We start from the raw sequence: 12,550 nt of genomic DNA on the forward strand, positions 1-12,550 counted from the left end.
CCAATTTTTTATCTTTTCATCTATTTTATAAAATTAATATTTAATGTAGGTCTATGCTTAATACTTTCTAAAACTGGTGATTTCAATAAAGCAATATCTGCTATTTTTCTTATTTCCTCTTCAGAAGCTGATGATGCAATTTTTAAGTTTGTAACTGTATTTAAGATTCCTCCATAACCTTCTTCTAATCCTAAAAATACAGCTGCATTTAAATCTGTTTCAACATCAACTTCAATCATTTCTAACTTTGACTTGCCATAACCTGAAAAGTAATTACAAAGCAACTTGAGCTAAAATCTCAACTATTTTTTGAAATTTACATGAAAAATGGCTAAGAAGATTTATTGCTAAAGTTGGTGTCTCTTCAATTTTTTTCTTTACTTTTTCATTTTTTATATCAACAACTGTAACTTACGTTAATACCTTAAAAACCATATTACTTTCTTTTTGTGCAAAAACATCAAATAGATTAATAAACTCTTCTGAAGATAGTAAACCAACAATCTTCAATTTATCCAAAGTTGAAAACCTCCTTAATGTTCAGTCCTTCCTATTTATTGTGCACATAAATAGTACTATGACATCTGCTGACTTCTGATAGTTCAACTACATATCACTATGTAGGTTATCATTTAGGAAGTACATCCTTTATTAATGATGTATCTATCAGACCTCCCCAGGTAAGAGCAACAACCTTCATCTCATATATCTGCTACATTTACTCCTAGAAATTCGGATAGTGTTGGACTTTGTTTTGTATTGCAAACTGGTCCGTTTCTAATACCCTCATATGTAGTTCCCACTATCAAGCCTGCAACGGACTTTCACCGTCAAGTTGTTGCCCATGCTGGGCACACCACAAAAAACAAGCAATATCACTCGTTGATATTGCTTGTTTTAGTACACTTACATAATGTTAATTCATTATTTTATTTTTAAACTAATTATTGTATCCATTTATAGTAACATCTAGTTTACCGGTTTCAGGACATATTACCATTCCATGTACTATTAATTCTTTAGGCATTAGAGGGTGATTTTTAACTATATTTACACTATCAGCAACTGACGCTTCTACTGTTTCAAATCCTGTAATCCATTTTTCTAGGTCTATTCCTGAAGCTTTCATCATATTTATAGTTTCTTTGGATATTCCTCTTTCTACAGCTTTATCTAATATATAATCTGATTCTAATTTACATACCCCACATTTATGATGACCTACTATATATATCTCATCTATATTAAATTCATATACAGAAATCATAATACTTCTCATTTCATGACCAAATGGATCAGTTATCATACCACCTGCATTCTTTATGATTTTAGCATCTCCATTCTTAATGTTCATTGCTTTAGGTAATAACTCTATCAGTCTAGTATCCATACATCCTAATATTAGAATTTTCTTTTTCGGATGTTTTGATGTTTCAAATACCTTATACTGTTCATCTTTAACAAATTCATAATTGTATTGTAATATGCTATCTAATTTTTTCATTTATATCTCCCTTTTTTATGACACATTAAATGTTTGATTAATGATTATATTTATTTACAGTTATCAATTAAGTAATGTTAAAATAAAGCTGATATCTTTTAAGAAGATATCAGCTTCTAATTGTAGCATTTTATTTAAGTAAGTTATTAAGTTCTACTAACTATAACTATATAAATTTTTCCTAATCTTACTATTACTTATAATTGTATAACTCCGAATAAAAGTCCTGTTAACAGACATATTCCACTAACTCCCCAAACCCAGAAGAATGAGTTTTTAATATGATCTTTGATTTCTACCCCTGCTAATCCAGTACCTAAGAATGTTGCTGGTACAACTGGACTTATGAATGTTGCACAGTTTCTACATACTACCATTGATATAGCTGTTTGTACAGGATCTACACCAAAAGCATTTCCTAAACTTATTAATACTGGTAATAATCCATAGAAATATGCATCTGTACAGAATACAAGTGTTAATGGTACCGATAATACACCTATTAATATTGGTAAAAATGGCCCTAATGCTTGTGGTAACATACTTGCTAAAATAGTTGCCATATGTTCCATTAATCCAGATTCTTCAAGCATTCCAAGGAACACACCTGCTGCAAATAATGTGGATGCCATCATTATCGCTGGTCCTGAATGTTTCTTTATTATCTTACTTTGTAACTTTACATCTGGGTAGTTTATAAATATAGCTAAAGAACAACCAATCATAAATACTAAGTATGCAGGTACTTTTAAAAATACAAGTGATATAATTACTGCTAAAGTTAATATAACATTAACTCCAAAGTTCTTAGGTCTTTCAAGTTCGTTATTTTTATTTTCTTTAGCAAGTTCTTGTTCTAAATCTTCACTGTATCCATTTCCTGTATTTGTTGCTAACTTTCCATGCACTCCAGCTCCACGGCGAACTTCTATTTTCCCCCATATAACTGCTGTTAATAATGCTACAACTAATCCTACAGCTTGCATTGGTATTAATTTTCTCCATAATGCACTTGGTTCTATTCCAACTACTGAAGCGGCTCTCATTGTTGGCCCACCCCACGGAAGTAAGTTCATAACACCCATCGCTGTTACACATATTAACATAAGAGTTGTTGGTCTCATATTTAATCTTTTATATATTGGTAACATAGCTGGTATTGTAATTAAAAATGTCGATGCTCCTCCTCCATCTAAGTGGCCTATCATTGCAATAAAACATGTCATAACTGCAACACCCACAACACTATCTCCAACTTTCTTAACAAGTGCATTTATGATTCTATCAAACATTCCTGCATCTGTCATAATTCCAAAGAATAATACTGAGAATAAGAATAGACATGCTGTTGGCGATGTTCCTGCCACACCTGCCTCTATAAATTCTCCTACTTCACTAATTGTGAAAGTTCCTGTTAACACTAATATAACTGCTGTTATAGTTGACGCTGTTATAAAAGCTAATGATGGTATTGTAAAATTATTAAATAATAAGAATATTACCATACCGATTGTTAAAAATCCAATAACTCCAAGCATTGTTTCACTCATTTTGATATCCTCCATTTAAGTCATTTTCTAAATAATATCATCTTAACCTTACAAGGATATCGTTTTTTCCTTAAAAAAACGTAAGATTTATATTACATTTTTTTAAGGTTGTGTATTCGATAAATCATATCAATAATTACATTTACAGATACAGGTTTTTCTATAAACTCATCTATAAATCCATATCGCTTAGCTTCTACAACTTCCTTTTTAACTTGATCAACCATAATTATTTTATTTAAATACGGAAAATTTATAGCTATTAATTCTGCTATATTAAGCCCATCCTTATTTATCTTTAAATTTGATAATTGCTGGTCTATCAATACCATGTCATATGAATTTTCTTCTATTAAAATTAATGCTTCTTCTATTCCATTGCAAGTATCAGTATTTATTCCATGTTCTTCTAAATCTCTTTTTAACAATCTCATTACTTTTTCATTATCATCTAAAATTAAAACTTCAATTTTACTTTCATTAAGTTTTTTACTATCTACTATTCTTATTTTTGATTCTATTGCTAATGGAAAATATAAAGTAAAAGTTGTTCCTATATTAACCTTACTATCTATTTCTATTCTACCTTTATGGCTATGTACAATTTGGTCTACCATTGAAAGTCCAAGCCCTGTACCTTGTCCATTTATTTTAGTTGTGAAAAATGGATCAAATATTTGATCTTGTATAATCTTTTCCATACCACATCCATTATCTTTAACTTTAATTATAATTTGTTCATTTTCAATCCCCCAACAGAACTCTACTATTCCATCTTCTTTATCTCCTATTGCATGAAATGCATTTACACATAGATTTAGAATTACTTGATATATTTGAGTTTCGTTGCATAGAATTCCTTTATCATGTCCTATATTATATATTTCTATTAACCTAATATTTGATGGTATTAATGGAATAAGCATTTTAATCACATCTTCAAATATATGCCTACAATGAATAAATTTGAAAACTGTTTCTATATTTTTCCTGCTTAATTTAGAAATATTCTTAATAATTTGTTGTGCACTATCCGCTGATTTTAATATTTCTTGAGAGTACTCAAATTCTTCTGAATCATTTGATAGACTGCACTTTAGTAACTCTGCATAACCTATAATTGGTGTTAATAAATTATTAAACTCGTGAGCTATACCACCAGTCATTGTTCCCATTATTTGTAATCTTTGTTGATGTGACATAGTTTCTTCTTTTCTTCTAGTTTCTTCTAAAATATCATTTAGTTCTCTTAAGTATAAAATTTCCTCCCTATTTTTATTGTTTTTAAAAATAAGATATGCTATATATCCCAAGAATGACAATATTATCACAGTTACCGTAAAAATCATATTAAATATACTTTCATATCCCTCTTCTAAAGGCTTATATATATCATCGTAATCTGTAATTGCAGAAACGATGATAAAATCTGATTCAAAATTCACTTGTGAATGTGCTGCTATTTTTTTCACATCTATAATTTTTTCTTTAGTCCACCAGTAAGAATTATACTCTTTTACTCCACTTTCATTTATAGATTGAAATTCAAATAATTCTTTTAAACTCGTTAAGTCTACATCTGGATAAAGTGCTTGTCTTCCCTCAATCACATTAATTCCTAATTGGATATCCTCTGGATGCATTAAAATAATTCCGTCCGCATTCTTAACTACAATATATCCATTTGTACCTACCTTAATTTTCGATATGAAATTTTTATAATATAATTGTAAATCTATTATCATACCAACAGAAATATTACTATCTAACTGCTTTATTAATACACAAGAAAATTCTCCCTTATCGTCATATGCAACCAACTTAATATCATTAGTTACTTGTGTATATCCATACTGTTTTTTAAATATATTAATGTATTTTTCATTATCTATTGTATTACCATTTTCACCTATCAAAATAAACTTTTCATTATTATTGCTAAATTCGATATTTTCACTTTTTGCATCTAGTATTTGTGCTTTTTGCAACATAATTTCTTGAATATATTCTGATAATGTTTGTGCAATAATCTGTAATTGCTTCTTTTGGATATTAACACTTTCTACCTTATATTTTGCCAACACTGATAATCCAGTATTAATAACCACTCCTGAAATTATTGTTAAAATAATCATGATCGGTATAATTTTTTTTTCTTTCACATTACTCCACCTCTAAACAATTTTCTTAACTAGACATATGTATCTAAATCCATTATAATAAATCTTAGTTATTTATTAAATATAAAATTTTATAAACTATTTTTATATTTTAAAAGCAAATTGTACGGAGGACTATTTAATGGATAAAGTTTTAATTGTTGATGACGATATTGCTATATGTAAACTATTAAAAAAAGTAATTGATTGCAACGAACTACACTCTGATATTGCTAATAGTGGAACAGAGGCTTTAAGCCTAGCTATGAACACAAAATATGATGTTATTTTAATGGACATTAATATGGGTGATATGGAAGGATTTGATGTTATTAAAAAATTACGTAATAGCAATATATTAACACCTATTATCATAATTAGTGGCAGGTGTGAGGATTATGATGCACTATATGGCCTATCTATTGGTGCTGATGATTATGTTACAAAGCCGTTTCGACCTTTAGTTATTGGTGCTAAAATTAAAGCTCTTATTAGGCGCACCAAAAACCAAATTGCAAATGATAATCACATTATTGAATGTGGTTGTTTTAAATACGATACTTCAACCCTTCGTTTTTATAAAAACAATAACGAGATAATTCTTACGGCTAAGGAAAGTAACTTTATTCTTTTATTCATGAATAACCCAAATAAAGTTTTTACTAAAGAAATGATTTATGATCATGTTTGGGGACATACAATTGCTGTAGATGACAATACTATAATGGTATATATTAATCGTTTAAGAAATAAAATTGAAGAAGATATTCAAAACCCAAAGTATATTGTTACTGTTCGCGGCAGTGGATATCGTTTTTTTACAGGTTGAAATAATTAATATAAGAACTAGTAGCATAAACTTGACAAAAGGCGTCAAGTTTCCCCCCTGGGTATCTTAGTCAAGTTATTTCAATGACTTGACTTGCTATCCTTGGCTTTGTTTTTCTTTAGATACTTTTTTCATAAAAGTAATTTTGTCATCTTTATATCTAATTTCTATATCTCCAAATTTACTTTGATAAATTATAAAGCTTTCTTCCATATGTACACCTATTTCTTCTCCGTCACCTGCTACTATATTGGGTATATATCCATAGTTTACAGTATAATACATGTACCACTTTGATGTTAGTATAAGTGCATAGACACAATTAATCCAACGAATTATAATAAAGTAAGATTATAAAGGACGTGTCTAAATATAGCAAAATATACAGAAGAATTTAAAAATACAATAATAGAATTATATAAATCAGGAAAATCATTAGCTGCGCTACATAGTGAGTATGGAATACCAAAATCAGCAATATCTACATGGATAAAAAATAACTCTCCTATATCATCATCTTCTGATGGGAATGATGAAATGACACTAAAAGAATTAAGAGCTCTTAAAAGAGAATTATTAAAACAAGAAATCCAGACTATATATGATGATAGTAATGATAGATATGGTGCGCCTAAAATTCATAAATTATTAGTAAAAAAATTGATGTAAGTATAAAAAGAGTTCAAAGAATTATGAGTGAATTAGGTTTGAAGTCTGTAATAGTAAAAAAGTTTAATCACCATACTACAAAAGTAAAAATAGAAGATAAAGAAAATATTTTAAATCAAGATTTTTCAACAAATACAATAAATGAAAAATGGGTTTGGGATATCATATACATACAATAAAAGATGGATGATGTTATTTAGCATCAGTCATGGATTTACATACAAGAAAGATTGTAGGCTACGCCTTTGATAAGAATATGACTACAGATTTAATAATAAGAGCTTTAGATAATAAAAAGAATCCATGGAAGTATTGGTTTCGTAACACCAGATGAATGCGAAAAAATAGCTAGGGCAAGTTAAAATTCAATTTTTTGTGTCTAAAATATTGACATAGATCCAGTTAAAATAAAGCTGATATCTTTTAAGAAGATATCAGCTTCTAATTGTAGCATTTTATTTAAGTAAGTTATTAAGATCTACTAACTATAAACTATATAAATTTTTCCTAATCTTACTATTACTTATAATTGTATAACTCCGAATAAAAGTCCTGTTAACAGACATATTCCACTAACTCCCCAAACCCAGAAGAATGAGTTTTTAATATGATCTTTGATTTCTACCCCTGCTAATCCAGTACCTAAGAATGTTGCTGGTACAACTGGACTTATGAATGTTGCACAGTTTCTACATACTACCATTGATATAGCTGTTTGTACAGGATCTACACCAAAAGCATTTCCTAAACTTATTAATACTGGTAATAATCCATAGAAATATGCATCTGTACAGAATACAAGTGTTAATGGTACCGATAATATACCTATTAATATTGGTAAAAATGGCCCTAATGCTTCTGGTAACATACTTGCTAAAATAGTTGCCATATGTTCCATTAATCCAGATTCTTCAAGCATTCCAAGGAACACACCTGCTGCAAATAATGTGGATGCCATCATTATTGCTGGTCCTGAATGTTTCTTTATTATCTTACTTTGTAACTTTACATCTGGGTAGTTTATAAATATAGCTAAAGAACAACCAATCATAAATACTAAGTATGCAGGTACTTCTAAAAATACAAGTGATATAATTACTGCTAAAGTTAATATAACATTAACTCCAAAGTTCTTAGGTCTTTCAAGTTCGTTATTTTTATTTTCTTTAGCAGATTCTTGTTCTAAATCTTCACTGTATCCATTCCCTGTATTTGTTGCTAACTTTCCATGCACTCCAGCTCCACGGCGAACTTCTATTTTTCCCCATATAACTGCTGTTAATAATGCTACAACTAATCCTACAGCTTGCATTGGTATTAATTCTTTCCATAATGCACTTGGTTCTATTCCAACTACTGAAGCGGCTCTCATTGTTGGCCCACCCCATGGCAGTAAGTTCATAACACCCATCGCTGTTACACATATTAACATAAGAGTTGTTGGTCTCATATTTAATCTTTTATATATTGGTAACATAGCTGGTATTGTAATTAAAAATGTTGATGCTCCTCCTCCATCTAAGTGACCTATCATTGCAATAAAACATGACATAACTGCAACACCTACAACACTATCTCCAACTTTTTTAACAAGTGCATTTATGATTCTATCAAACATTCCTGCATCTGTCATAATTCCAAAGAATAATACTGAGAATAAGAATAGACATGCTGTTGGCGATGTTCCTGCCACACCTGCCTCTATAAATTCTCCTACTTCACTAATTGTGAAAGTTCCTGTTAACACTAATATAACTGCTGTTATAGTTGACGCTGTTATAAAAGCTAATGATGGTATTGTAAAATTATTAAATAATAAGAATATTACCATACCGATTGTTAAAAATCCAATAATTCCAAGCATTGTTTCGCTCATTTTGATATCCTCCATTTAAGTTATTGTCTAAATAATATCATCTTAACCTTACAAGGATATCGTTTTTTCCTTAAAAAAACGTAAGATTTACCTTACATTTTTTTAAGGTTGTGTATTCGATAAATCATATCAATAATTACATTTACATATACAGGTTTTTCTATAAACTCATCTATAAATCCATATGGCTTAACTTCTACAACTTCCTTTTTAACTTGATCAACCATAATTATCTTTAAATTTGATAATTGCTGGTCTATCAATACCATGTCATATGAATTTTCTTCTATTAAAATTAATGCTTCTTCTATTCCATTGCAAGTATCAGTATTTATTCCATGTTCTTCTAAATCTAGATAGGCTATACTAAATAGGACAAATAAATTCAGAAGTATTCGTTGAATTGAATAAAGACTATGTTTCAAATTTTTATTAATATCCTAATAAGTAAAAAAGACTGTCACACTATTTTTTTAGTGCGACAGCCACTTTTCGTGGATTTTAATGGTGGAGACGAATCACAGAAATAATACTCACGAATTTAGTGTCGAATAAAAGTATAGATATATAATGTTTAATTATACTTTATCCTAACAAGCCTTCTATCATTTGTTCTTCTGTAATCTTTCTTTGTATTTTTTATACATTTATCTATTTTATTTTACCTACAATAACCCTTAAATCTATTGTTATCATTTCTATATTGCATTTAATTAATTCATTTATCTGCTCTTGATTTAGACTCGATGTTAATGGAGTCATTTTTATAAAATCTTCTAAATTAGAAGCATTTGTTTTATAAGTAATTCTTTTATCATAAACTATTTCTAAATTATTTTTAAATGAATCTATAATATTTTTATTAGAATAAGTGTCTTTTTTTATTTTTCCTTTTATTTCAGACCTTATTTCATATAGATAGTGTTCCTCTGGAATTACTTTTATAACTACTCCATCTTTATTTAAAACTCTGGTAAATTCACTATAGTTTGATGGTGAAAATATATCTAATATTATATCAAATTTACTATTTTCAAATGGTAAGTTTGATAAATCTGAAACAATCCATAGTATATCATTTTCGTGTCTTGTAGCAAGTGAAATTCCTTCTCTTGATATATCTATTCCAAATAACCTACATTTTTTATTTATTTTTTCATCTAAATATAGTTGATTTAAATAATATCCCTCTCCGCAACCAGTATCTAACACAAAACTATTGTCCTTATTTGCTGTATATTTATCTACTATATTTATTATCTCTTTTGAAAGCTTCTCATATATACCACCTTCATATATTTTACTTCTAGATTCAAATAGACTTTTACCATATATTGTATTTGTATTGTTTTTTAGTAAATTAACGTATCCTTTTTTAGATACGTTGAAGCAATGATTATTCTCACATAATAGACTATTTTCTTCTATACATTTTATAGATTTTTTGCAAATTGGGCATCTAAGTATCTCTATATTTTTATTAAGTAATGCTCTTAAAACTTCAATCTTTTTTAATTTTTTCATTGTTCATAATCTCCTTATTTTAACTATTAGTATCAAATAGCACGGAGTTATGACATTGTATTAAATTTATTTAACGATAGCCACAACTCGTGTGCTATCCTCTCCATCTTAGGTATGCAAATATGCTCATTCTAACTACCTCCTTATTTTTGTTAATAAAAAATCCCCTTTAGTATAATTCAATACTCCAGGGGATATATATCTTAAATGTATTTGCTATATCTTATAATATATGTAGGAGTAATATATCTTCTTTTTAATTTATTAAACATTATATATAAATTTTTCATGAATATCACTCCTTTAGTATTTTAGTAAAATTAATAATACCATAAACTATATTTACTGTAAAGTATATCATATCTACTTCAAGTAAATTATGATATATTGTATTACTAAAATCAAAAAAGATATTAGCAAATTACTAATACCTTTATTCGTGGATTTCAATGTTGGAGACGAGTCGTATCGAACCCCTCTCCAACTAATTATTATCTATATATAACCTTCCCATCAATATCCCCAACACTTTGACATCCAGTCAGCCTCATAGTAGCTTCAAACTCACCAACGATCTTCTTAACATACATCTCAACACCTTCTCTGCCACCACCAAAACTAGCAGTAACAAAAGGTCTTCCAATAAGAACACCCTCAGCCCCAAGACCAATCAGCTTAAGAACATCAACACCACTTCTAACACCACCATCAACAAGCACAGTCAACTTACCATCAACAGCCTCAGCAATAGCAGGTAGCACATCAGCAGCACCTGGAGTACAATCTAAAACTCTACCACCATGATTAGAAACAACTATAGCATCCACACCAGCTTCCACAGCAAACATAGCATCTTCCACAGTCATTATTCCCTTCACTATAAATGGTAACTTAGTAGCCGCTTTTAACTCTTTTAAAGCTTCCACATCCTTTGGTACAACAGTCTTTCCATGCATAGATAAAGTCACAAGACCACATGCATCCACGTCTACACCAACAGCAAAAGCTCCAGCTTCTTCAGCTAATTTTATTTTCTTTATTATATCGTGATTTTCCCAAGGTTTTATAAATACTATCCCTTGTCCATTATTTTCTTTTAGTACATCTAAGTTATCCATTAAGAAAGAATCTACAGCAGTATCTCCAACCATTGGGAAGATTCCACTTTCTATACATCCTTCCACAACTGGAGTTATGTATTCTCTTTCGCTTATTTTTCCACCCATGTTTAATGTAGTTCCTGTTATAGGAGCTGCAAATATTGGTGCTTTCATTTTCTTCCCAAATAATTCTACTGATGTATCTGGATTTGATACATTATGTATAACTCTCATATTTATTTTAACATCTTGTAAACTTTTGAAGTTTTCTACAAATGCAGATCCAGTATCTTTTCCACCCATTCCTGGAACTTCTCCTGCACAAACTACTCCATTACAAGCTTTACAAACTCTACAACTTCCATTTAAGTTTTCTCTTGCTTCTTTTAGCATGTCTTTATAATTCATTATTATGATCCCCTCCTACAATAATTTATCTTGATAATTCTTCCATCTATAATTATAGTCTATAAAACATTTTTAAGGAAACTTTTTCTATGTATTGGTGTTATACCATGTTTTTCTATAGCTTCGTAGTGTTCCTTTGTACCATATCCTTTGTTTGATTTAAATCCATACTCTGGGTATATTTCATCATAGTCGCACATCATTCTGTCTCTTGTAACTTTAGCTAATATGCTGGCAGCTCCTATAGATATGGATTTTGAATCACCTTTTATTATTGGATTTTGTTTTATATCAACGCCTGGTATAGTTATAGCATCTACCAATAAATAGTCTGGTTGTTTTTTCATTGAGTTTAATGCTTTTTTCATTGCCATAAATGTGGCATTTAAAATATTGTAGTCGTCTATTTCTTCATTATCCACAATTCCTATTCCAAAGTCTAGTGCATGTTCTTTTATTATTTCATATAGCTCTTCTCTTTTGCTTTCTTTTACTTTTTTAGAATCGTCTACTCCTTCTATTTTTGTGTTTGGTGGTAAAACAACTACAGCTGCAACTACTGGTCCAGCTAGTGGCCCTCTACCAACTTCGTCTATTCCACCTATGTATAGATATCCTTTTGAGTATCCGTCATTTTCGTATGTATTTATAAGTTCTAATCTTTCATCTTCTTTTCTTATGGCATCTAGTTTTTTTGCTAAAGATACAGCTAACTTTTGTACTGATTTCCTTTCATCACTTTTTAAAATATTTATATATTCTAAGTATTGCTCAACTTTTAAAGTATCTACTATTTCTTTTATTTCTTTTACACTTTTGTTATTCATGGTAATCTCCTTAATATTTATTCAGTTTTATTATGTACTTACCTTTTATATTTTATCATATAATTAACTACCTTCATATTGCCAAGGATTTATCTTCGCAAAAA

General features: G+C 29.3%; 14 protein-coding genes and 1 pseudogene. 5 read left to right on the forward strand and 10 right to left on the reverse strand.

Annotation, left to right across the window (positions count from 1 at the left end; all coding sequences use genetic code 11):
* Positions 1 to 20 precede the first annotated feature (20 nt).
* From TVTCOM_RS13885 to TVTCOM_RS13900, 4 genes are all read right to left on the reverse strand, one after another.
* Positions 21 to 239 carry a hypothetical protein gene (locus TVTCOM_RS13885; RefSeq protein WP_434796870.1) on the reverse strand — a complete coding sequence of 73 codons (219 nt, stop codon included), beginning with the start codon at positions 237 to 239 and terminating at the stop codon, positions 21 to 23.
* 701 nt (positions 240 to 940) lie between these two features.
* Positions 941 to 1,504 carry a beta-class carbonic anhydrase gene (locus TVTCOM_RS13890; protein ID WP_434796871.1) on the reverse strand — a complete coding sequence of 188 codons (564 nt, stop codon included), beginning with the start codon at positions 1,502 to 1,504 and terminating at the stop codon, positions 941 to 943.
* Between the two features lie 197 nt (positions 1,505 to 1,701).
* Positions 1,702 to 3,054 (reverse strand): CitMHS family transporter, encoded by a 1,353-nt coding sequence (locus TVTCOM_RS13895; protein ID WP_434796872.1) that lies wholly within the window; start codon positions 3,052 to 3,054, stop codon positions 1,702 to 1,704.
* A gap of 92 nt (positions 3,055 to 3,146) precedes the next feature.
* Positions 3,147 to 5,216: an ATP-binding protein gene (locus tag TVTCOM_RS13900; RefSeq protein ID WP_434796873.1), complete on the reverse strand. Its 2,070-nt coding sequence runs from the start codon at positions 5,214 to 5,216 to the stop codon at positions 3,147 to 3,149.
* A gap of 139 nt (positions 5,217 to 5,355) precedes the next feature.
* Between TVTCOM_RS13900 and TVTCOM_RS13905 the strand changes: the two genes are divergently transcribed.
* Entirely contained in the window at positions 5,356 to 6,042 is a 687-nt protein-coding gene (locus TVTCOM_RS13905; protein ID WP_434796874.1) for a response regulator transcription factor, read from the forward strand.
* Between the two features lie 96 nt (positions 6,043 to 6,138).
* On the opposite strand, the gene TVTCOM_RS13910 is transcribed toward TVTCOM_RS13905, so the two are convergent.
* Complete coding sequence (locus tag TVTCOM_RS13910) at positions 6,139 to 6,327, reverse strand: hypothetical protein (protein ID WP_434796875.1); 189 nt, start codon at positions 6,325 to 6,327, stop codon at positions 6,139 to 6,141.
* Between the two features lie 123 nt (positions 6,328 to 6,450).
* On the opposite strand from TVTCOM_RS13910, the pseudogene TVTCOM_RS13915 reads away from it, so the two are divergent.
* The 4 genes and pseudogenes from TVTCOM_RS13915 to TVTCOM_RS13930 all read left to right on the forward strand — a co-directional run.
* Positions 6,451 to 6,555: pseudogene (locus TVTCOM_RS13915) on the forward strand (hypothetical protein); the annotation flags it as partial.
* Between the two features lie 24 nt (positions 6,556 to 6,579).
* On the forward strand, positions 6,580 to 6,711 hold the full coding sequence (locus TVTCOM_RS13920) for an IS3 family transposase (protein WP_434796876.1): 132 nt from the start codon (positions 6,580 to 6,582) through the stop codon (positions 6,709 to 6,711).
* A gap of 23 nt (positions 6,712 to 6,734) precedes the next feature.
* Positions 6,735 to 6,890: a hypothetical protein gene (locus TVTCOM_RS13925; protein WP_434796877.1), complete on the forward strand. Its 156-nt coding sequence runs from the start codon at positions 6,735 to 6,737 to the stop codon at positions 6,888 to 6,890.
* A 29-nt stretch (positions 6,891 to 6,919) separates the two neighbouring features.
* A complete protein-coding gene (locus tag TVTCOM_RS13930) occupies positions 6,920 to 7,045 on the forward strand; it encodes a hypothetical protein (RefSeq protein WP_434796878.1) in 126 nt (41 codons plus the stop codon).
* A gap of 189 nt (positions 7,046 to 7,234) precedes the next feature.
* Here the strand turns inward: TVTCOM_RS13930 and TVTCOM_RS13935 are convergent, their stop codons facing one another.
* The 5 genes from TVTCOM_RS13935 to TVTCOM_RS13955 form a co-directional block, all read right to left on the reverse strand.
* Positions 7,235 to 8,587: a CitMHS family transporter gene (locus TVTCOM_RS13935; protein ID WP_434796879.1), complete on the reverse strand. Its 1,353-nt coding sequence runs from the start codon at positions 8,585 to 8,587 to the stop codon at positions 7,235 to 7,237.
* A 92-nt stretch (positions 8,588 to 8,679) separates the two neighbouring features.
* Positions 8,680 to 9,012 (reverse strand): hypothetical protein, encoded by a 333-nt coding sequence (locus TVTCOM_RS13940; RefSeq protein WP_434796880.1) that lies wholly within the window; start codon positions 9,010 to 9,012, stop codon positions 8,680 to 8,682.
* Positions 9,013 to 9,238: 226 nt separating this feature from the next.
* On the reverse strand, positions 9,239 to 10,111 hold the full coding sequence (locus tag TVTCOM_RS13945) for a methyltransferase domain-containing protein (RefSeq protein WP_434796881.1): 873 nt from the start codon (positions 10,109 to 10,111) through the stop codon (positions 9,239 to 9,241).
* 491 nt (positions 10,112 to 10,602) lie between these two features.
* Positions 10,603 to 11,619 (reverse strand): alpha-hydroxy-acid oxidizing protein, encoded by a 1,017-nt coding sequence (locus TVTCOM_RS13950; RefSeq protein WP_434796882.1) that lies wholly within the window; start codon positions 11,617 to 11,619, stop codon positions 10,603 to 10,605.
* A gap of 59 nt (positions 11,620 to 11,678) precedes the next feature.
* The gene (locus TVTCOM_RS13955; RefSeq protein ID WP_434796883.1) at positions 11,679 to 12,446 is read right to left on the reverse strand and encodes a ribonuclease HII; all 768 of its coding nucleotides are present in this window, start codon (positions 12,444 to 12,446) and stop codon (positions 11,679 to 11,681) included.
* Between the last annotated feature and the right edge of the window lie 104 nt (positions 12,447 to 12,550).

Source organism: Terrisporobacter vanillatitrophus (assembly GCF_051148895.1).
Lineage (GTDB): Bacteria > Bacillota > Clostridia > Peptostreptococcales > Peptostreptococcaceae > Terrisporobacter > Terrisporobacter vanillatitrophus.